This is a genomic window from Streptomyces sp. NPDC037290 (genome assembly GCF_055603245.1).
In genome coordinates this window covers 220,083-239,241 of sequence record NZ_JBVJVZ010000002.1, presented here as the reverse complement: position 1 = coordinate 239,241, position 19,159 = coordinate 220,083, and the positions used below count along the sequence as shown (strand labels likewise).

Annotated in this window: 18 protein-coding genes; 5 read left to right on the top strand and 13 right to left on the bottom strand. The window is 71.8% G+C overall.

From position 1 onward, the window contains the following. Positions 1-828 carry an enoyl-CoA hydratase family protein gene (locus ACZ7HQ_RS06815; RefSeq protein ID WP_470985683.1) on the bottom strand — a complete coding sequence of 276 codons (828 nt, stop codon included), beginning with the start codon at positions 826-828 and terminating at the stop codon, positions 1-3. Between the two features lie 297 nt (positions 829-1,125). Between ACZ7HQ_RS06815 and ACZ7HQ_RS06810 the strand changes: the two genes are divergently transcribed. Beyond that, positions 1,126-1,581, top strand: coding sequence for an ATP-binding protein (locus ACZ7HQ_RS06810; protein WP_470985681.1), 456 nt, complete (start codon positions 1,126-1,128; stop codon positions 1,579-1,581). On the opposite strand, the gene ACZ7HQ_RS06805 is transcribed toward ACZ7HQ_RS06810, so the two are convergent. The 6 genes from ACZ7HQ_RS06805 to ACZ7HQ_RS06780 all read right to left on the bottom strand — a co-directional run bounded on the left by ACZ7HQ_RS06805 (position 1,538) and on the right by ACZ7HQ_RS06780 (position 10,492). Beyond that, on the bottom strand, positions 1,538-2,986 hold the full coding sequence (locus ACZ7HQ_RS06805) for an amino acid permease (protein ID WP_470985678.1): 1,449 nt from the start codon (positions 2,984-2,986) through the stop codon (positions 1,538-1,540). The genes ACZ7HQ_RS06810 and ACZ7HQ_RS06805 overlap by 44 nt on opposite strands. 124 nt (positions 2,987-3,110) lie before the next feature. Then, positions 3,111-4,121: an ornithine carbamoyltransferase gene (gene argF, locus ACZ7HQ_RS06800; RefSeq protein ID WP_470985675.1), complete on the bottom strand. Its 1,011-nt coding sequence runs from the start codon at positions 4,119-4,121 to the stop codon at positions 3,111-3,113. A 60-nt stretch (positions 4,122-4,181) separates the two neighbouring features. Next, the gene (locus ACZ7HQ_RS06795; RefSeq protein WP_470985672.1) at positions 4,182-5,405 is read right to left on the bottom strand and encodes an arginine deiminase; all 1,224 of its coding nucleotides are present in this window, start codon (positions 5,403-5,405) and stop codon (positions 4,182-4,184) included. Positions 5,406-5,498: 93 nt separating this feature from the next. After that, a complete protein-coding gene (locus tag ACZ7HQ_RS06790; RefSeq protein ID WP_470985669.1) occupies positions 5,499-8,045 on the bottom strand; it encodes a polynucleotide kinase-phosphatase in 2,547 nt (848 codons plus the stop codon). Then, the gene (locus ACZ7HQ_RS06785) at positions 8,042-9,505 is read right to left on the bottom strand and encodes a 3' terminal RNA ribose 2'-O-methyltransferase Hen1 (protein ID WP_470985667.1); all 1,464 of its coding nucleotides are present in this window, start codon (positions 9,503-9,505) and stop codon (positions 8,042-8,044) included. The genes ACZ7HQ_RS06790 and ACZ7HQ_RS06785 overlap by 4 nt, the downstream gene beginning before the upstream one ends. Before the next feature lie 57 nt (positions 9,506-9,562). Then, positions 9,563-10,492: a hypothetical protein gene (locus ACZ7HQ_RS06780; RefSeq protein WP_470985665.1), complete on the bottom strand. Its 930-nt coding sequence runs from the start codon at positions 10,490-10,492 to the stop codon at positions 9,563-9,565. Positions 10,493-10,637: 145 nt separating this feature from the next. Here ACZ7HQ_RS06780 and ACZ7HQ_RS06775 point away from each other — a divergent pair, with 145 nt between their 5' ends. Next, on the top strand, positions 10,638-11,555 hold the full coding sequence (locus ACZ7HQ_RS06775; RefSeq protein WP_470985662.1) for a D-alanyl-D-alanine carboxypeptidase family protein: 918 nt from the start codon (positions 10,638-10,640) through the stop codon (positions 11,553-11,555). Positions 11,556-11,599: 44 nt separating this feature from the next. Here ACZ7HQ_RS06775 and ACZ7HQ_RS06770 read toward each other — a convergent pair whose 3' ends face one another. Next, complete coding sequence (locus ACZ7HQ_RS06770) at positions 11,600-12,523, bottom strand: LLM class F420-dependent oxidoreductase (RefSeq protein ID WP_470985661.1); 924 nt, start codon at positions 12,521-12,523, stop codon at positions 11,600-11,602. A 235-nt stretch (positions 12,524-12,758) separates the two neighbouring features. Between ACZ7HQ_RS06770 and ACZ7HQ_RS06765 the strand changes: the two genes are divergently transcribed. Further along, positions 12,759-12,905, top strand: coding sequence for a hypothetical protein (locus ACZ7HQ_RS06765; protein WP_470985658.1), 147 nt, complete (start codon positions 12,759-12,761; stop codon positions 12,903-12,905). A gap of 14 nt (positions 12,906-12,919) precedes the next feature. On the opposite strand, the gene ACZ7HQ_RS06760 is transcribed toward ACZ7HQ_RS06765, so the two are convergent. The 4 genes from ACZ7HQ_RS06760 to ACZ7HQ_RS06745 all read right to left on the bottom strand — a co-directional run bounded on the left by ACZ7HQ_RS06760 (position 12,920) and on the right by ACZ7HQ_RS06745 (position 15,955). Further along, the gene (locus tag ACZ7HQ_RS06760) at positions 12,920-13,411 is read right to left on the bottom strand and encodes a DUF6099 family protein (protein ID WP_470985655.1); all 492 of its coding nucleotides are present in this window, start codon (positions 13,409-13,411) and stop codon (positions 12,920-12,922) included. A 166-nt stretch (positions 13,412-13,577) separates the two neighbouring features. Beyond that, positions 13,578-13,946: a nucleotide pyrophosphohydrolase gene (locus ACZ7HQ_RS06755; protein ID WP_470985652.1), complete on the bottom strand. Its 369-nt coding sequence runs from the start codon at positions 13,944-13,946 to the stop codon at positions 13,578-13,580. Beyond that, a complete protein-coding gene (locus tag ACZ7HQ_RS06750) occupies positions 13,943-15,124 on the bottom strand; it encodes an AAA family ATPase (protein WP_470985649.1) in 1,182 nt (393 codons plus the stop codon). Before ACZ7HQ_RS06750 ends, ACZ7HQ_RS06755 begins: the two co-directional genes overlap by 4 nt. Before the next feature lie 441 nt (positions 15,125-15,565). Continuing rightward, the gene (locus ACZ7HQ_RS06745) at positions 15,566-15,955 is read right to left on the bottom strand and encodes a cell division protein SepF (RefSeq protein WP_055706353.1); all 390 of its coding nucleotides are present in this window, start codon (positions 15,953-15,955) and stop codon (positions 15,566-15,568) included. Positions 15,956-16,234: 279 nt separating this feature from the next. Between ACZ7HQ_RS06745 and ACZ7HQ_RS06740 the strand changes: the two genes are divergently transcribed. Beyond that, a complete protein-coding gene (locus ACZ7HQ_RS06740) occupies positions 16,235-17,944 on the top strand; it encodes a hypothetical protein (RefSeq protein WP_470985646.1) in 1,710 nt (569 codons plus the stop codon). A gap of 12 nt (positions 17,945-17,956) precedes the next feature. On the opposite strand, the gene ACZ7HQ_RS06735 is transcribed toward ACZ7HQ_RS06740, so the two are convergent. Next, positions 17,957-18,472: a YceI family protein gene (locus ACZ7HQ_RS06735; protein WP_470985644.1), complete on the bottom strand. Its 516-nt coding sequence runs from the start codon at positions 18,470-18,472 to the stop codon at positions 17,957-17,959. Positions 18,473-18,586: 114 nt separating this feature from the next. Here ACZ7HQ_RS06735 and ACZ7HQ_RS06730 point away from each other — a divergent pair, with 114 nt between their 5' ends. Continuing rightward, positions 18,587-19,096 carry a MarR family winged helix-turn-helix transcriptional regulator gene (locus tag ACZ7HQ_RS06730; RefSeq protein ID WP_470985641.1) on the top strand — a complete coding sequence of 170 codons (510 nt, stop codon included), beginning with the start codon at positions 18,587-18,589 and terminating at the stop codon, positions 19,094-19,096. The last annotated feature ends 63 nt before the right edge of the window (positions 19,097-19,159 follow it).

Genomic DNA, 19,159 nt, shown 5'->3' with positions numbered 1-19,159 from the left:
TCACCTCCCCTGCCACTTCGGCGGGCGCTTCTCCGTGAAGGCCGCGTGGAACTCCGCGTAGTCCTCGCCGTTCATCAGGAGGGCCTGGGTCGAGGCGTCCAGTTCGATGGACGCCGCCAGCGGCATGTCCAGCTCGGCCGTCAGGAGGGCCTTGGTCTGGGCGTGGGCGAGGGCCGGGCCGTCGGCGAGGCGGCGGGCCAGCGCATGGGCCGTCTCGTCGGCTGCGCCCTCCTCCGTCAGTTGGCTGATCAGGCCGATGCGCTCGGCCTCGGGCGCCCGGACGGGCTCGCCCAGCATGAGCAGACGGGTGGCGTGCCCGAGGCCGACGACCCGGGGCAGCAGGTAGGCCGCGCCCATGTCGCCGCCGGACAGGCCGACGCGCGTGAAGAGGAACGCGAAGCGGGCGGTCGGGTCCGCCACGCGGAAGTCGGCCGCCAGGGCGAGGACCGCGCCCGCGCCCGCCGCCACGCCGTGCAGGGCGGCGATCACCGGGAAGGGGCACTCGCGGATCGCCCGCACCACCTGGCCGGTCATCCGGTTGAAGTCCAGCAGCCGGGCGGTGTCCATGGCGAGGGTGGCGCCGATGATCTCGTCGACGTCACCGCCGGAGCAGAAGCCCCGCCCCTCGCCGGCCAGCACCAGGGCGCGGATGGCGCGCTCCCGGGACAGCTCGGCCAGCAGGTCGCGCAGGTCGGCGTAGGCGCCGAAGGTGAGCGCGTTGAGTTTCTCGGGACGGCTGAGGGTGACGGTGGCGACCCCGTCGGCGAGCTGGAGCCGCAGGTGCTCCCAGTCGGAGGTGCGGGCGGCGGAGCCGGTGAAGGGACTCATGACGTGCGGCCTCCTAGGGCGGCGGTGCCGTACGTTGCGCTACCTCACGAAGCTATCACTTGTTTGTGACTGTCGTCACGAGGGCGCGACAGAGGTCGGGCCGATCGGCCGAGTCCGGTCACATGCGTCACCGCTCCTCGACAGCGCCGTAACAGTGGGCGCCGCCGGGCGAGGCGGGGCGTTCGCCTGGGTAAGCCGCCCGGTACCGGGGTCGAAGGCCCCGGGCGAAGCCCGACGACGGTCTGTGGTGGCCGGGCCCGTACCATTCCTACAGTCGAAAGCAGGACAGCCTGCTCCATGAACGGACTCGCCTTGCACGAACGCCCCACGGAACCGGCCTCCTGGCGCATCGCGCTGCCGCACACGGCCGCGGCGGTGCCCGTCGCGCGCGCCCTGGTGCGCACGGCCCTCACCGAGGTGGAGCATCCGGCCGACCACGACACCGCCGAGCTGCTCACGGCGGAGCTGGTGGCCAACGCGGTGGAGCACACCGCCGGGCGCGGCCCGATCGAGCTGGTGGTGCAGCTGTTGCCGACGGGCTGCCAGGTCGAGGTGCACGACCCGGACCCGGCGCCGCCCGGGCATCTGACCCGGCCGGTGTTCGAGGAGCCCGACGTCTGGCAGGAGGGCGGGCGCGGGCTGCTGCTGATCCGCGCCCTCAGCTCGTCCTGCGGTCACCGCCCCACCCCGTCGGGCAAGGCGGTGTGGTTCAGACTGCCTGCGGTTCCCGCTCAGCGGCGGCGCTCGGCGTGACCTCGACGGCCGCCTGGGCCAGCGTGGAGTGCCGGCGGCCGTAGACGGCGTAGATCGCCAGGCCCACCGCGAGGAACACGGCGAACTGGATCCAGGTCGTCCAGCCGGTCTCGTACATCAGGTACAGGCAGAAGGCGACGCCGAGCAGCGGGCCGACGGGGTAGAGCGGGACGCGGAAGCTGCGGGTGAGGCCCGGTTCGCGGCGGCGCAGGGCGATCACGGCGATGTTGACGACGGCCATGACGGCGAGCGTGCCGATGGTGCACAGGTTCATCACCGCGTCGAGGGAGGCGAAGGCCGCCGGGACCGCGAAGACGACGGCGACGATCAGGGTGCCGGCCACCGGGGTGGAGGTCTTCGGGTTCACCTTCTCGAAGACGCGCGGGATCAGGCCGTCGCGGGACATCGACATCAGGATGCGGGTCTGGCCGTACATCACCGCGAGGACGACCGAGGCGATGGCGACGACCGCGCCGAAGGCGATCACGCCGCCGCCGACGGTGGAGCCGGTGACCTCGTTGACGACGTAGGAGAGGGCCGCGGGGCGGCCGGCGACCTGCTTGCCGCCGATGGCGCCGATCGCCGCGAGCGCGACCGCGCAGTACAGCAGGGTCACGATGCCCATGCAGACCATGATCGCGACCGGGATGTCCCGGCGCGGGTTCTTGGCCTCCTCACCGGCGGTGGTGATCGCGTCGAAGCCGATGTAGGAGAAGAACGCGGCCGTGGTGCCCGCGCCGATGCCGCCGAGGCCGGCCGGCGAGAACGGGGTGAGGTTGCCGTGCTTGAAGGCGCTGTAGCCGATGGCGCAGAAGGCCAGCAGGATGACGAGCTTGACGGCGGCCATGGCGGCCGTCGCCCGGGCGCTCTCGCGCACGCCGCGCACCAGCAGCACGGAGGCCATGGCGATGACGATCACGGCCGGGAGGTTGACGATTCCGCCGTCTCCCGGGCCCGCGGACAGCGCGGCCGGCAGCTGCCAGCCGGTGAGGCTGTGCAGCAGCTCGTTGACGTACTGGCTCCAGCCGACGGCGACGGCCGAGATGGAGATGCCGTACTCCAGCAGCAGGCACCAGCCGACCAGGAAGGCGGTGGACTCGCCGAGGCCGGCGTAGGCGAAGGAGTACGAGGAGCCGGACACCGGGATCGCGCCGCCCAGCTCCGCGAAGGAGAAGGCGGTGAAGACGCAGGTGACCGCGGCGAGGATGAAGGAGACGACGACGGCCGGGCCGGCCTGGGCGACGGAGTCGGAGAGGCCGACGAAGATGCCGGTGCCGACGATGGCGCCGACACCGAAGCAGATGAGCTGGAAGAGGCCCATCGTGCGCTTCAGGCCGTGTCCCTCGCGGTCGGCGCCGGATTCGGCGACCAGCAGGTGCGGGGACTTGATGCGGGGAGCGGGCATTGCGGGTGGTGCTCGTTTCTGGTGGTGCGGGCGACCGGGGGTGTCGGTCGCGGCGACGGCGACGGAAGGGGTGATTCCGGGCCGCCGGTCAGGATAGGGCCTGGTCGGGGCGGTGGACCAGGGGTCAGCGCCCGAGTGTGGCGACCAGCACCGCCTTGATGGTGTGCAGCCGGTTCTCGGCCTCGTCGAAGACGACCGAGTGCGCCGACTCGAAGACCTCGTCCGTGACCTCGATCGAGTCCAGGCCGTAGGTCTCGTGGATCTCGCGGCCGACCTGGGTGCCGAGGTCGTGGAAGGCCGGCAGGCAGTGCAGGAACTTCACGTCCGGGTTGCCGGTGGCCCGCAGGACGTCCATGGTCACGGTGTACGGCGCGAGCGCCTTGATCCGCTCGGCCCAGACCTCCTTGGGCTCGCCCATGGAGACCCAGACGTCGGTGGCGACGAAGTCGGCGCCCGCGACGCCCTGGGCGACGTCCTCGGTGAGGGTGAGCCGGGCACCGCTGGAGGCGGCCAGCCGCTGGGCACGGTCGACGACCTCCTGTGCGGGCCAGTAGCTCCTGGGCGCGACGATCCGCACGTCCATGCCCAGCAGCGCGCCCGTGACCAGGTAGGAGTTGCCCATGTTGAAGCGGGCGTCACCGAGGTAGGCGAAGGCGATCTGTCTCAGCGGCTTGGGGCTGTGCTCGGTCATGGTGAGCACGTCGGCGAGCATCTGGGTGGGGTGCCAGTCGTCGGTGAGGCCGTTGTAGACGGGCACACCGGCGTGTGCGGCCAGCTCCTCGACCTTGGCCTGGCTGTCCCCGCGGTACTCGATGGCGTCGTACATCCGGCCGAGCACGCGGGCGGTGTCCTTCACGGACTCCTTGTGCCCGATCTGCGAGCCGGACGGCTCGAGGTAGGTGGTGTGGGCGCCCTGGTCGGCGGCGGCGACCTCGAACGCGCAGCGGGTGCGCGTCGAGGTCTTCTCGAAGATCAGCGCGATGTTCCGGCCGCGCAGGTACGGCGTCTCGGTCCCGGCCTTCTTGGCGGCCTTCAGCTCGGCCGCCAGCTCCACCAGGCCGCGGAACTCCTCCTCGGTGAAGTCCAGCTCCTTGAGGAAGTGGCGGCCGACGAGGGCGGTCGGGACTGTCGCCATGGGGCGCTCCAGAGGTACGACTACAGGGGACTCTGTAAGTCTATACGACCCTTCACATTTCTATACAGCGTCCCGCTCCACGGGACAGCTCATGCAGCGCGGCCCGCCCCGGCCCCGGCCCAGCTCGCTGCCCGGGATCTCGATCACCTCGATGCCCTGCTTGCGCAGATGCGTGTTGGTGGTCGAGTTGCGCTCGTAGGCGACGACGACCCCGGGCTCGACGGCGAGGACGTTGCAGCCGTCGTCCCACTGCTCGCGCTCGGCGGCGTGCACGTCCTGGGTGGCGGTCAGCACCCGGATCTCGCCGAGGCCGAGGGCGGCGGCGATCGCCCGGTGCATGTGCTCCGGCGGATGGTCGGTGACCTTCAGTTCCCTCTCCGAGACCCCCGGCTCGATGGTGTACGAGCGCAGCATGCCGAGCCCCGCGTACTGGGTGAAGGTGTCGCCGTCGACCATGGTCATCACGGTGTCGAGGTGCATGAAGGCGCGCCGCTTGGGCATGTCGAGCGCGACGATCGTGCGCGCGGAGCCGGCCGCGAACAGCTTGTGGGCCAGCATCTCCACGGCCTGCGGGGTGGTGCGCTCGCTCATCCCGATCAGCACGGCGCCGTTGCCGATCACCAGGACGTCGCCGCCCTCGATGGTGGAGGGGTGGTCGGCCTGCCCCTGGGACCAGACGCGGAACGTCTCGTCACGGAAGACCGGGTGGTGCCGGTAGATGGCCTCGAAGTGGACGGTCTCGCGCTGCCGCGCGGGCAGGCGCATGGCGTTGATGGCGACCCCGTCGTAGATCCAGGCGGAGGTGTCACGGGTGAAGAGGTGGTTGGGGAGCGGGCCGAGGAGGAAGTCGTCGAGGTCCATCACATGGAAACGGACGGACGTCGGCTCCGCGTGCGCCTGGAGGAACTCCCGCTTGGTCATGCCGCCCACGAGCGCCTCGGCCAGTTCACGGGCGGCCAAGGACTCGAAGGCGGCGCGCAGGTGGTCGGTGGCGAGCGGACCGTACTCCTTCTCGTCGAAGACCCGGTCGAGGACGAGGGTGCGGGCCTCGGGGAGTTCCAGGGTCTCGGTGAGGAGGTCACCGAAGAGGTGGACGGCGACGCCGCGGTCGCGCAGCACGTCGGCGAACCCGTCGTGCTCGGCGCGCGCCCGCCGCACCCACAGCACGTCGTCGAAGAGGAGGGCGTCCTTGTTGCTGGGCGTGAGCCTTTTGAGCTCGAGGTCGGGCCGGTGCAGGATCACCCGGCGCAGCCGACCGGCCTCGGAGTCGACGTGGTATGCCATGCCTCCATCCTGGCCGTCGCCGACCGTCTTCACGCCCTTCTCGACAGTTTCCGATCCTTCCTGTTTTCGTCACATCGACGAGAACCGTGCCGGCTACAGACGCGGGTCCACCGGCTCCGACTCCAGGGCCAGCACCCCGAACACCGCCTCGTGCACCCGCCACAGCGGCTCTCCGTCCGCGAGCCGGTCCAGGGCCTCCAGACCGAGGGCGTACTCGCGCAGGGCGAGGGACCGCTTGTGGTTCAGGAAACGCCCGCGGAGCCTCGCGAGGGTGTCCGGGCGGGTGTACTCGGGACCGTAGATGATCCGCAGGTACTCCCGGCCGCGGCACTTGATGCCGGGCTGCACCAGCCGGCCGTCATGGTCGCGGACCAGCGCGCCGACCGGCTTGACCACCATGCCCTCGCCGCCGCGGCCGGTCATCTCCAGCCACCAGTCGACGCCCGCGCGCACCGACTCCGCCTCGCCGGTGTCGACGTACAGCCGCCGGGTGGTCTGCAGCAGCCCGGTGGCGTCGTGCTCCACCAGCCGGTCGATCAGGGCCAGTTGCTCGTCGTGCGGCAGCGCGGCGAGGCTGCGGCCCTGGACGGCCAGCAGCTGGAAGGGTGCGAGGCGCACGCCGTCCAGGCCGTCCGTGGTCCAGCAGTAACGGCGGTAGGCGGCGGTGAACGCGGTCGCGTCGGCGGCGCGCTGCCGCTGCCGGTCCAGCAGCTCACCCACCTCCGTGCCCCGCGCGGCGGCGGCTTCCAGGGCGGCCAGCGCGCCCGGGAACACCGCGCCGGACGCGGCGCCGACGGCCGCGTACTGGCTGCGCAGCAGCCCCGAGGCCTTCAGCGACCACGGCATCAGCTCGGCGTCCAGCAGGAGCCAGTCGGTGGCCAGCTCGTCCCAGAGCCCGGCGTCCGTGATCGCCGCGCGCAGGCGGCCGAGGATCTCCTCGGTCACCTTCTCGTCGTCGAGGAACGGGCGGCCGGTACGGGTGTAGAGGGAGCCCGTGGGGCCGTCCACACCGAAGCGCTTCGTCGCCGCCGCCGCGTCCCGGCACACGAGGGCCACGGCCCGCGAGCCCATGTGCTTCTCCTCGCACACGACCCGCTCCACGCCGTCCGCCGCGTACTGTGCGAACGCCTCGGCCGGGTGCTCCAGATAGCCGTCCACCCGGGAGGTCGCCGTCGGTGCCATGGTCGGCGGCAGGTACGGCAGCAGGCGCGGGTCGGCCGCGAAGCGGCTCATGACCTCCAGGGCCGCCGCCGCGTTCTCCTCGCGGACCGCCACCCTGCCGGCGTGCCGGGTCTCCACGGCGCGGCGGCCGTGCACGTCCGCCAGGTCCAGCGGGCGGCCGTCCTGTCCGCCGGGCGCCTCGGAGCGCAGCGGACGCGCCGGCTCGTACCACACCCGCTCGGCCGGTACGTCGACCAGCTCGCGCTCCGGCCACCGCAGCGCGGTCAGCTTGCCGCCGAAGACCGCGCCGGTGTCCAGGCAGATGGTGTTGTTGAGCCAGGTCGCCTCGGGGACCGGGGTGTGGCCGTAGACCACCGCCGCGCGGCCCCGGTAGTCCTCCGCCCACGGGTAGCGCACCGGCAGCCCGAACTCGTCGGTCTCGCCGGTGGTGTCGCCGTACAGGGCGTGCGAGCGGACCCGGCCGGAGGTGCGGCCGTGGTACTTCTCGGGCAGGCCGGCGTGGCAGACGACCAGCCTGCCGCCGTCGAGGATGTAGTGGCTGACCAGGCCCGCCAGGAACTGCCGGACCTCCGCCTCGAACTCCTCGCTCTCGCCCTCCATCTGCGCGATGGTCTCGGCGAGGCCGTGCGTGTGCTGGACGTTGCGGCCCTTGAGGTAACGGCCGTACTTGTTCTCGTGGTTGCCGGGCACGCACAGCGCGTTGCCCGACCTCACCATCGACATCACCCGGCGCAGCACGCCCGGTGTGTCCGGGCCGCGGTCGACCAGGTCGCCGACGAAGACGGCGGTACGGCCCTCGGGGTGCACACCGTCGGCGTAGCCCAGCTTGGCGAGCAGGGCCTCCAGTTCGGCGGAGCAGCCGTGGATGTCGCCGATGATGTCGAAGGGGCCGGTGAGGTGGGTCAGGTCGTTGAAGCGCTTCTCCGTGACGACGGTGGCGTGCTCGGCCTCCTCGGCACCCCGCAGGACGTGCACCTTGCGGAAGCCCTCGCGCTCCAGGTGGCGCAGCGACCGGCGCAGCTCGCGGATGTGCCGCTGGATCACCCGGCGGGGCATGTCCGCGCGGTCGGTGCGGGCCGCGTTGCGCTCGGCGCACACCTCCTCGGGCATGTCCAGCACGATGGCGATGGGCAGCACGTCGTGCTTCCTGGCCAGCTCGATCAGCTGACGCCGGGCGTCCTGCTGCACACTGGTGGCGTCGACGACGGTGCGGCGCCCGGCGGCCAGCCGCTTGCCGGCGATGTAGTGCAGGACGTCGAAGGCGTCCCGGGTCGCGCTCTGGTCGTTCTCGTCGTCGCTGACGAGACCGCGGCAGAAGTCGGAGGAGATCACCTCCGTGGGCCTGAAGTGCCGGCGGGCGAACGTCGACTTGCCGGAGCCGGAGGCGCCGACGAGGACCACCAGGGAGAGGTCGGTGACGGGAAGGACCCGCCCCCTGTTCTCTGTCGCCTCGGTCATGCCGCCTTCGCCTCCTTCTCGTTGCTGAGTGTGAACACTGCCATCTGTGTGGGCGGACCCACCTCGGGGTCGTCGGGGCCGACGGGGGTGAACTCCACGCCGTAACCGTGCCGGCCGGCCACCGCCGTCGCCCAGGTGCGGAACTCCTCGCGGGTCCACTCGAAGCGGTGGTCGCCGTGCCGGACGTGCCCGGCGGGCAGGGACTCCCAGCGGACGTTGTACTCGACGTTCGGAGTGGTTACGAGGACCGTGCGGGGGCGGGCGTGCCCGAACACGGCGTACTCCAGGGCGGGCAGCCGGGGCAGGTCGAGGTGCTCGATCACCTCGCTGAGCACGGCGGCGTCATAGCCCTTGAGCCGCTTGTCGGTGTAGGCGAGCGAACCCTGGACGAGCCGGACCCGGGACGCCTGCCGCTCCCCCATCCGGTCCAGCTTCAGCCGCCGGGAGGCGATGGTGAGCGCCCGCACGGACACGTCGAGTCCGACGATCTCGGTGAACCGCACGTCCTTCAGCAGCTCCCGCACCAGCTCGCCCTGCCCGCAGCCGAGGTCGAGGACCCGGGCGGCGCCCGCGGCCCGCAGTGCGGTGATGATCGCCTCCCGGCGCCGCACCACGAGCGGGGCCGGCTTCTCCTCCGTCTCCGTCTCCTCGGCGACGGCGTTGTCGATCTCCTCGACCTCGCTGTCGTCGGCCTCGGCGAGGCGCACCAGCTCCAGCCGCTCCATCGCCTGCCGGGTCAGTGACCAGCGGCGGGACAGATAGCGGCTGGTGATCAGCTTCTGCTCCGGGTGCCCGGGCAGCCATCCCTCGCCGGCCCGCAGCAGCTTGTCGACCTCGTCGGAGGAGACCCAGTAGTGCTTGGCGTCGTCGAGGACGGGCAGGAGGACGTACAGGTGGCGCAGCGCCTCGGCGAGGGTCAGCTGCTCCGACTCCAGGAGCAGGCGGACGTAGCGCGAGTCGCCCCACTGCGGGAACTCGCTGTCGAGCGGGACCGGGTCGGCGGTCACCGTCCACCCGAGCGGCTCGAACAGCCGTCGTACCAGGTCGGGGCCGCCGCGGGCGGGCAGGGCCGGGACCTCGATGCGCAGCGGCAGCGGCGCGGCGGCCCGCTCGGGGCGGGCCGTGCACACCCCGCGCAGGGCGCTGGAGAAGACCCCGCTCAGCGCGACCGCGAGCAGCGAGGAGGCCGCGTACGGGCGGTCGTTGACGTACTGCGCCAGTGCCGCGTCGGGCGCTCCTGAGCGGCCCTTGCCCTTGCCCCGCCGGACCAGTGCGAGCGGGTCGGTCTCCAGCAGCAGCGCGGCCGTGCAGCGCCGGTCGTCCGCCTCGGGGTAGAAGACGTGCGCCGTGCCGTAGGACGTGGAGAACCTCTGCGCCTTGTCGGGGTGCTTGTGCAGCAGGTAGCCGAGGTCGGTGGCCGGGTGGGCGGCGTCGCCGCGCGTGGAGATCGTCAGGAACACATGCCCGAGTCTTCCGGTCGCAACCCCCGCTCACCACCGGTTTTCGGCAGTAGCCCGCTAACTGGCGTGACCGGTGATCGTCCGGGCGGTGCGCACCGCCCGTGCGTCCGCCGCCCGCAGAGCCTCCAGCTTCTCCTTGTGCTCGCCGATGGAGGAGTTCTGCGCGCGCACGTCGAGGGGCTGCACGGCGGGAACGTAGCCGGTGTCGAGTTTGCAGCGGGCGTCGGCTGCGGCCGTCCTCCGCTCCCTGTCCGACGGGGTGCTGCTGCGGAACCACTCGGAGTCGACGGAGGCCTTGTCCGGGTCGGGGTAGTGGAAGCCCTTCTTCCTCATGCAGGCCGACCACGCGCGGTCGGCCTTCTTCCACGCCGGGTCCCCGCTCGCCTCCTTGTGGGACTCGTACCACAGTTGCAGGGCCAGCGCGTAAGAGCTGGAGAGCTTCACGCCGTTGACGCTCATGGCCTTGGGCGGGGGGCCGTAGATCCTGCGCGCCGCCTGTCCAAGGCAGCCGCCCTCGGGGATCCGGTGCCCGTGCGTCATGTGGCTGTCCCCGGGTTCGAAGCTCCCGGTCAGCGCGGTGTACTGGTCGGCGGGCCACTCCTGGGGCTGGGCGGAGGTGTCCGGTTCCCGGTTGTGGTACCCGTGCTCGGACGCCAGGTCGGGGTCGACTACACCGTACGGGCTGTCGTCCCCGGGCATGTCCTCGTCCGTGAGCGTTCCCCGCCGCACCGGGTAGGTCGACTCGAGGGCCTTGGGGTCGAGCACCGCGAAGCCGGCGAAGCCGAGCCGGACCATGCACTTCTTCCCGAGGATCCACTGGGCCCCGCTGAGGGCCTTCGCGTCGTCCGACGCGGGGTCCGGAATGTAGGCGTGCAGCGGGAACGCCGCCCTGGTGTTGAGGCGGCGGGCCTCGTCGGCGGGGTCGTCGTGACCGGCGAACTGGCAGGCCGACAGGGCGAACAGGCCGGTGAGGGCGAGGGGAAGCATTCTGCGCACCTGGCCATCCGATCAAGCATCGACCGGTTCCGCTGTGGTGGAGCCCACACTTCCGACACAAGTCGTCCACAGTTACGGCATAGTGATCGACCGTCAACTGACCATTGACCACTGACCACTGACCGAAGGGGGAGCCATGAACCATGGCCACGGAGTCCGCGCCCGCAGAAGAGCCGTCGTCGCGGCACTGGCGGGTGCGGTCCTGAGCACGGGGGTCCTCGCGGCCGCGCCCGCCCACGCGGCCACGGCACCGCAGGTGTCGGCCGAGGGCGCGTACGCGCTGAACCCGGCCACGGGCAAGACGCTGTTCGGCCAGGCGCCGGACACACAGCTGCGGACCGGGTCCACGACGAAGATCATGACGGCGCTGGTGGTGCTGTCGCAGCCGCACCTGGACCTGGGCCGCAAGGTGAAGATCAAGAAGGAGTACACGGACTACGTCATCGACCCGGCCACGCACCAGGCGCGCTACTCCACCGCGCACCTGATCCTCGGTGACTCGATGAGCGTCGGGGACCTGCTGTACGGGCTGCTGCTGCCCTCGGGCTGCGACGCGGCCTACGCGCTGGCCGACACCTACGGCACGGGGTCGACCACGGCCCAGCGGACCAAGTCGTTCATCGCCAGGATGAACGGCAAGGCACACGAACTGGGGCTGACGAACACCTACTTCGACTCCTTCGACGGGGTGTCCAACGGCAACAACCACGCTTCGGCACGCGATCTGACGAAGCTGGCCGCGACCGCGCTGAAGAACAAGACGTTCAGGAAGGTCGTCGGCACCCCGGTGTACAAGGACATGAAGTCCTACCGGCCGGGCGGCGGAACGCACGCGATGGACGCGTGGAACAACAGCAACACGCTGCTCAGCACCTATCGGGGCGCGATCGGCGTGAAGACCGGCTCCGGGCCGGAGGCGAAGTTCTGCCTGGTGTTCGCGGCGACCCGCGGGGGCCGGACCGTCGTGGGCACGGTGCTCGCCGACACGTCGGCGGACCAGCGTTTCCAGGACGCGGCGAAGATCCTCGACTACGGCTTCGCACAGCGGGGCTGAGGCGGGTGGGGCCGCCGCCGCCCCGGCAGCGGCGGCCCCGTCGCTCACGCCAGCTGGGACTGGACCTGCGCCGAGATCAGCTCCAGGTGGTCCAGGTCGTCGAGGTCCAGGACCTGCAGATAGATCCGCCGGGAGCCGATGTCGGCGTACCGGCCGATCTTGTCGACGACCTCGGCCGGAGAACCGGCCAGCCCGTTGGCCTTCAGCTCGTCCACCTCACGGCCGATGGCCGCGGCGCGCCGGGCGACCTCCTGGTCGTCCCGGCCGACGCAGACCACGAGCGCGTTGGAGTACGTCAGCGCGTCCGCTCCGCGGCCGGCCTCCTCCGCGGCGGCCCGCACCCGGCCGAACTGCCGCTCGCTGTCCTCGACGGAGGCGAACGGGATGTTGAACTCGTCGGCGTACCTGGCGGCCAGCCGCGGCGTACGGGTGGCGCCGTGGCCGCCGACGAGCACCGGGACCTTCTTCTGGGCGGGCTTGGGCAGTGCGGGCGAGTCGGTCAGGTCGTAGTACGTGCCGTGGAAGTCGAAGGTCTTGCCGGGCTCGGTCGCCCACAGCCCGGTGACGATCGCGAGCTGCTCCTCCAGCCGCGCGAACTTCTCCTTCGGGAACGGGATGCCGTACGCCTTGTGCTCCTCCTCGAACCAGCCCGCGCCGAGGCCCAGCTCCACCCGGCCGCCGGACATCTGGTCGACCTGGGCGACCTGGATGGCGAGGACGCCGGGGAGGCGAAAGGTTCCGGCGGTCATCAGGGTGCCGAGCCGGATGCGCTTGGTCTCGCGGGCCAGGCCGGCCAGCGTGATCCAGGCGTCCGTCGGGCCGGGCAGCCCGTCGACGCTGCCCATGCGGAGATAGTGGTCGGAGCGGAAGAAGGCGTCGAAGCCGAGGTCCTCGCTGGCCTTGGCCACGGTGAGCAAGGTGTCGTAGGTGGCCCCCTGCTGGGGCTCGGTGAAGATTCGAAGGTCCATACATCTATCCTGCACGCCGCACACCACGTCAACCTCGCTGGTACGGCCGGTCACGGCCGTCCTCGGTCGGGTGAAAATCCGCCGTCCGGCGAGCCGGACGCCGTGCGGGCCAGTGACCGGCCCCCGTGGTGATCGTTGGGACGTCGGAGCCGGACCGTCCGGCGCCCGTGGCGGACGGTGGTCGCCGTCGCGCAGCACGGTCGGCCCTGGGGGGCCGGGGGGTGAGGAGACCGTCATGTCCGAAGAGCTTGGCTCCGCCGGTCAGTCGAGGGGGCTGCTGGAGGAGTTGGAGGAGCTGATGGCCGCGCTGAACGCGGACCTGTCGGCGTTGAACGACCTGCACGGTGGTCAGGGGGCCGCCGAAGAAGCGGACATCGGCTGAGGCGCCGCTCCCTCCTACAGGGCACCGGACGGGCTGTTCTGGTTCCCGTCCTTCTGTAACGCCTCCTCCCGCGCCGCCAGCTTGCGCAGCATCTCCAGGACGCGGTCCCGGGACTCGTCGGCCGCGTCGATGGCCTCCATGCACTGCCAGTACGTCGTCTCGTCGGCCGCGGCACTGGCCACGCCGACCAGGGCTATGCCGACCTCGCCGAGCAGACCCCCGAGGCAGAGCAGCGTCTCGCGGGCGTCGTCCAGCTCGGTGAGCCGGGCGGCGCGCAGGTCGCCCAGGTCCAGGTCGGGCGGGTCCAGGACTCCGCAGCCCCGGCCCGCGAGTTCCGTCAGGCCGAGCGCCTCGCCGCGCAGCTCCGGCGGGCCGGAGACCGCGAGCCGGCTGCCGATCGCCTGGGCCAGGGCCTGCGCCTGCCAGACCTCCGCCATGATCTCGTCCGCGTCGGCGCCGTCCGCCAGGGCTCGCCGGCCGGTGAGGATGAGCCGTACCGCATCCATGTGTCGCCCCCGTCCTTCCGCGTGTCGCCTCGCACGCCCGCTCGAACTTCCTTGTCCACTACCCAGAGTGAAGGCCCCAGGGGCGAAAAGCCAGAGGTAGACGGAAATCTGTGGACAACAATTCGGATTCGACAGGCAATTTGACTGCGGAGAGTAATAACGGAGTTCAGCACTCCGGCCGTTGCCGGCCCTCGGCCCCGTCGTCCGCCCCGGGCGCAGGAAAACGCTGTTCGTTGCGGTCGATCTTGGCTGACAGGGCGGCCAGCGGGTCGATGCCGAGTACGTCGCAGAACTGCAGCAGATAGGCGAGGACATCGGCGACCTCGTCGGTGACCCGGTGCCCGGTGTCGGGGTCGTCCATCACCCGGGCGGACTCCTCCGGGGTCAACCACTGGAAGATCTCGACCAGTTCGGAGGCCTCCACGCTCAGCGCGGCAACGAGGTTCTTGGGGGTGTGGTAGGGCTGCCAGTTCCGCGCGGCCGCGAACTCGGCGAGCCTGCGCTGGAGTCGGGCCAGGTCAAGAGGTTCCGTCACGCGTCCAGGTGTACCACTGTGACGCCCTCGGTCCCGGCCGCCCACGAGGCGTCGCTCACCGCGCCCACGCACCGGATGTGCCCGCGCTCGCCCATCCGGACCGCCGTCCGCAGCAGTTCCCGGCGCTGGAGCGGGTCGAGACAGCGGTCGAAGCCGTCGGCGAGGACGGTGAGGGTGCGCAGGGCGGCGGGCACCTCGCCCGGCGCGTCCACGTCCAGGACGCCGGGCCCGGTCAGCAGGACCAACGTCAGTGCGAGGTAGCGCAGTTCGCCGTCACCGAGCCGGGCGAGTTCGGCGTACGGGCCGGCACCCCGGCCGAGCAGCGCCCGTACCGTGCCGTCCGGCAGCGGTTCGGCGACCAGGTCCGTCACCGGGCCGGCGCAGCCCGCACCCAGCGCCTCGACCAGCATGCCGTGCCGGCGGGCGCACTCCGCGCGGGTGCGCCACAGCACGTCGGCGAGGTTGTCGCAGCCGGCCAGCAGCCGGCCGGAGCCGGTGGGGACGGGGGTGCGCATGTACTCGGGGCGCGGGTCGCACGGGAAGACGGAGCGCAGGGCGACCACCATCTGCTCGGCCGCGGCGAGTACCTGGCGCTGCCCGTCCGTCTTGCCGGCCACGCGCAACGGCAGCAGGGCGGTGCCGAGGCGGTCGTCGGGCAGGGGGGCGCGGGTCACCGGGGCGGAGCCCGCGGTGTGCCAGGCGGCCTGGACGGCACGGCGTCCGGGGTCGCGCAGCGCGGTCTCCAGCAGGACGACGCCGCCCGCGGTCAGCCTCTCCCCCACGATTCTGAGGTCCGGTTCGGCCTGTACGGCGACGTCGAGCCGGACCGGCCCCTCGGCGCCGTCGGCCGTGCACCCGATCCGGAAGCCACGCCGCCCTCCGGCGTCGGGCCGCGCCCGCTGCGGGACACAGGCGACCGGGTCCGGGAACACCTCGTGGAGCGAGGCTCCGCCACCGAGCCGGGCGAGCGCCTCGTACGCCGCGAGCGCTGTCGTCTTCCCCGCCCCGCTGGGCCCCGCGAACAGGGTGACGGGCCCCAGCGCGAACCCGGCCCGCCGATGTCCGGCGAAGGCCGACAGCCGCAGCTCGGTGATGCGGGCCCGCACATCGGGGCACGCGCGGGACCGGGCGGGGACGGTCGCGGTGGACGGCTCGACGGACACGGAGGGCACGGCCATGTCCGGACCGTAGGGCCCGGGCCACCTGCCGAACCGTTTCCTGACCGGCACCTTCCTACGATCGGGCGATCAGCCGGACGCCCACGGCACCGGGGCCACTCGGTCGGGTGACAGCGGCGCTCCCCGAGCAGGCAGCCGAGCCGGACACCGAAAGACATCCACCCACCCGCCACAGGTGCCAGGTGCCCACCTCGACGCCGGGCGCATCCGCGCAGCACCACAGCTGTCGCGCTCGACCGCCAGACGCATCCCACCCAGCACGACCGCCCGCCGGAGACGTCGGCCCAGCACCACGGACGCCCGCCTCGACCGCCGGGCACACCCGCCCAGCGACCGCGGCCACTGCACCGACCCAGCCATCCGCCCGCCCAGCACAGGCAACCGCGGCCGACCACCGCGCACAGCCAGCCCCCACAAGCACCCGCACAACCGCCGGAGGCCTCAGCCGCCCGACACGCCCACGCCCTCCATCAGGCCGCTGACCTCTGTGCCGGGTGGGGTGAGGAGGAACACATTGCGGTCGACGCGGTGCATTCCGCTGCCCAGACCGAAGACCACGCCCGTGCTGAAGTCGAGGACGCGCTTGGCCACCTCGGTCTCCGCGCCGGTCAGGTCGAGCAGCACCGGGGCGCCGGCCATCAGGGTCTCGGCGACTTCCCGGGCGTCGGCGAAGACGTTGACCCGCAGGACCACGAACCGGCGCCGGGTCTCGGTCTCGGCGTCCGGCAGCGAGCGGTGGTTCACCGCGGACGGCCAGGCGTCCCGGCCCCGCAGCGGCACCACCTGGGCGAGCCCTTCCCACTGTTCATCGGTGACGTCGTAACGGCTCACCGGCTCCCCCTGACCTGACTCGCACTCAATGCCTGCACCAGCCAATTCTTACGCCAAGTCACCCGTTCGGCCCAACAACGACACACTGCGCGACCGGTCCGATGCCGCCGCGCCAGGAACGACCCGCCGCACATGTACGCTTACGCCCGCTTCTTACCTCCCTCATACCGGACTCTTCACATGCCGCCACGTCGCGCTCACCGGCCACCACTAGCGTCCGGTGCCGTGCACTTGGCAGAAACACCACAGGTGACACCCGGCCGGCGGACGCTGTCGGCGGTGTCCGCCATCAGGGTTGCCCGCGCGGAGCTCCGTGAGCCTCCCGCGCAGTGGCACCGGGTACTGACACTGCTCGCCGACGTCAGCCTGTTCATCGGCACCCGCGCGGTGTGGACACAGGCGGCCACGCACAAGCTCGTCCTCGCGGGGATCATCTCCGTCTGCTACGCCTCGATCCTGGTGACCGGCGTGCTCGCGCTGGTGGTCCGCCGGACGCGCTCGCTGGCCCGCCTGGACGCCGTCGTACTGATGACCGCGATCGCGCTCACCCTGTGCACCTGGGCGCTGAACCACGCGGGCGGCGACGAGGCGGTCCTGACCACACAGGCCGCCAAGGAGATGGTCGCCGGACACCCGGTGTACGACCAGCCGTGGCCGTGGCTCTTCCACATCAAGGGCGTCGCCCTGACGGCCACGACCACCGGCGGTTACGACTACACGTACGGCTACCCCCCGCTGACCCCGCTGCTCACCGCGCCCTTCCTGTGGCTCCACCACACCGGGGCCCCGGCGACGCTGGCGGTGACGGTCGTACTGATCGTGGGCACGGTGGTGCTGTGGCGGCTGCTGCCGACGCCGTGGCGCTCGGCGGCCACGATGGTCTGCCTGGGCTTCAGTTTCCTGCCGATGTACGCCCGTCAGGGCTACCCGGCGATCGTCGGTCTGGTCCTGCTCGTGCCGGTGGTGGTGCGCTGGCCGCGGCTGGGCGCCGGGGGCCGGCTGGGTCCCGCCGGGATCGCGCGGGCCGCGTGCATCGGGGCCGCGTGCGCGGCACAGCAGCTCCCCTGGTTCGTCACCCCGTTCCTGCTGGCCGGGATCTACGCCGTGCGCCGCGGTGAACTCGGCGGGCGGGCGGCCACCCGGGTAGTGCTGCGGATCACCGGGATCGCCGTCCTCACCTGGGTGGCGATCAACGCGTACTTCGTCGTGAGCCAGCCGGGCCCGTGGCTGCGGGGCATCGCCCTGCCGCTGACCCAGGGCGCCGTGCTGCACGGCCAGGGTCTGGTCGACATCTCCCTGTACTTCACCCACGGCAGCGACCGGCTCGACTGGTACGGCCATGCGAGCATGCTGCTCGCCGCGGCCCTGCTGGCGCTGTTCGTGCTGTTCGTACGGCGGCTCGGCCCGGCCGCGACCGTACTGCCCTGGTGCGCCTTCTACCTGGCGACCCGGTCCCAGGACGGCTACTACCTGATGTACACGCCGCTGTGGCTGACGGCTGCGATCACCGTGCCCCTGTCGGAGTTCAGGAACGCCTGGCAGCCGCGGCCCCGGTGGCTGACCGGACCGCGCCGTCGGCCCGCCCTGGTCGCCGCGGTGGTCCTGCTGATCACGCCCGCGCTGGCGAGCGCGGCCCTCGCGGTGACCGGCAGGCCGCCGCTGCGGATGGACATCACGGCGGTCCGCAACGGCTCGGCGCGCACGCTGTCCACGATGACGGTGCGGGTGACCAACACGGGCGGCGACGCGCTGACCCCCCACTACATGCTGACGACGGGCCAGGGCATGAACCGGTACTGGTCGCTCGCGCACGGGCCGGCCACGCTTCCCGCGCACGGCACGGCGACGGTCGAGCTGCGGGCGCCCAAGGGCAGCTTCCCGCTGCCCGTGAAGAAGTACACGCACATCCGGCTGCGCGCCTTCACGGCGACCCCGCAGACGCTCTCCACCAAGGACGTGAGCCGGGCCGAGCTGGGCATCAAGGACTGAGCGGCCGGCGGCTCACGCCCCGGTGCGCGTGAAGCGCAGCCTCGCCGTCACCGTGGTGAGCCCGCGCATCATGCCCAGCTGGTTCCAGCCCATGCCGAACTGCTCACGGTCGACGGCGAGTTCGGCTTCCAGCGTGAGCGCGCCGGCGTCCGCGTCGGTCAGCCGCGCCGTGAAGGAGACCGGCCTGCTGACGCCCCGCACCGTCAGCTGGCCGGTGACCCGGACGCCCTCGCCGTCCAGCCGGTCGGCGCCGCGCACCGCGAAGGTGATCTCGGGGTGGTTGTCGGCGTCGAAGAAGTCGGCGGAGCGCAGGTGGGCGTCGCGCTTGGCGTGCCTGGTGTCCAGGGAGGCGGCCTGAAGGGTCACGGCACCGGTGGCCGATCCGTCGGCACGCACCTCGCCCGCGCCGGTGACGGCGGTGAACGTGCCTCTCACGGTGACGAGCCCCCACATGGTCCTGTGCCGCAGTCCCACGGTGGACGCGGCCGGGTCGAGCTGCCAGGTGCCTGTCTGCACGGCGACGGTCATGGTCGTACTCCGAAGTCGAGTGGTTCAAATTTGGATGACCCGTGTCACGCTAGCGCGTCATCCAAATTTGAACAACCACCTCGTCCAAAATTGGACGACAGGTAGACTCGGCGCATGTCCGCCTCCGACACGCCCCCCGCCGGCCAGTTCGCATGTCCCGCCACGGAAAGCGGGCTGCTGCCCGGCGAACTGCGGGCGTGGATGATCCTGCTGGCCGCGACGGGCGCCGTGGAGCAGCGGCTGCGGTCGGTGGTGAAGGAGACCCTCGACGTCTCCCACGACGAGTTCCTGATCCTGTGCCTGCTGGCGGAACAGCCCCGTACCGGACTGCGCATGACCCAGGTCGCCGACCTCCTCGGCCGCCCCAAGACCCGGCTCACCTACCAGATCGCCTGCCTCCAGCGGTCCGGCCTCGTCGCCCGCACCTCCGTGTGCGGCGACAAGCGCGGCGTGCAGGTCGCCCTCACCGACAAGGCGCGCGAGCTGCTGACCGAGACCTCCGCCCTGCTCGCCGGGACCGTCCGGCAGGCCCTCGCCGACTCCATGGGCCCCGACCAGCGCGCCGCCATGTGCGCGTTGGTGCCGGATCCGCCGGCCCCGGACGAGGGGCCGGCGGACGGCTGAGCGGCCCAGGTCACACGCGCAAGTGGAGAAACCTCACAGGCGTTCGTCCACACGCGCTTCAAC

Excerpts from the sequence above, each read along its gene's own strand:
- ACZ7HQ_RS06815 (WP_470985683.1), bottom strand. The coding sequence starts at position 828 with ATGAGTCCCTTCACCGGCTCCGCCGCCCGCACCTCCGACTGGGAGCAC.
- ACZ7HQ_RS06810 (WP_470985681.1), top strand. The coding sequence starts at position 1,126 with ATGAACGGACTCGCCTTGCACGAACGCCCCACGGAACCGGCCTCCTGG.
- ACZ7HQ_RS06805 (WP_470985678.1), bottom strand. The coding sequence starts at position 2,986 with ATGCCCGCTCCCCGCATCAAGTCCCCGCACCTGCTGGTCGCCGAATCC.
- argF (WP_470985675.1), bottom strand. The coding sequence starts at position 4,121 with ATGGCGACAGTCCCGACCGCCCTCGTCGGCCGCCACTTCCTCAAGGAG.
- ACZ7HQ_RS06795 (WP_470985672.1), bottom strand. The coding sequence starts at position 5,405 with ATGGCATACCACGTCGACTCCGAGGCCGGTCGGCTGCGCCGGGTGATC.
- ACZ7HQ_RS06790 (WP_470985669.1), bottom strand. The coding sequence starts at position 8,045 with ATGACCGAGGCGACAGAGAACAGGGGGCGGGTCCTTCCCGTCACCGAC.
- ACZ7HQ_RS06780 (WP_470985665.1), bottom strand. The coding sequence starts at position 10,492 with ATGCTTCCCCTCGCCCTCACCGGCCTGTTCGCCCTGTCGGCCTGCCAG.
- ACZ7HQ_RS06775 (WP_470985662.1), top strand. The coding sequence starts at position 10,638 with ATGAACCATGGCCACGGAGTCCGCGCCCGCAGAAGAGCCGTCGTCGCG.
- ACZ7HQ_RS06770 (WP_470985661.1), bottom strand. The coding sequence starts at position 12,523 with ATGGACCTTCGAATCTTCACCGAGCCCCAGCAGGGGGCCACCTACGAC.
- ACZ7HQ_RS06765 (WP_470985658.1), top strand. The coding sequence starts at position 12,759 with ATGTCCGAAGAGCTTGGCTCCGCCGGTCAGTCGAGGGGGCTGCTGGAG.
- ACZ7HQ_RS06760 (WP_470985655.1), bottom strand. The coding sequence starts at position 13,411 with ATGGATGCGGTACGGCTCATCCTCACCGGCCGGCGAGCCCTGGCGGAC.
- ACZ7HQ_RS06750 (WP_470985649.1), bottom strand. The coding sequence starts at position 15,124 with ATGGCCGTGCCCTCCGTGTCCGTCGAGCCGTCCACCGCGACCGTCCCC.
- ACZ7HQ_RS06735 (WP_470985644.1), bottom strand. The coding sequence starts at position 18,472 with ATGACCGTCGCCGTGCAGACAGGCACCTGGCAGCTCGACCCGGCCGCG.
- ACZ7HQ_RS06730 (WP_470985641.1), top strand. The coding sequence starts at position 18,587 with ATGTCCGCCTCCGACACGCCCCCCGCCGGCCAGTTCGCATGTCCCGCC.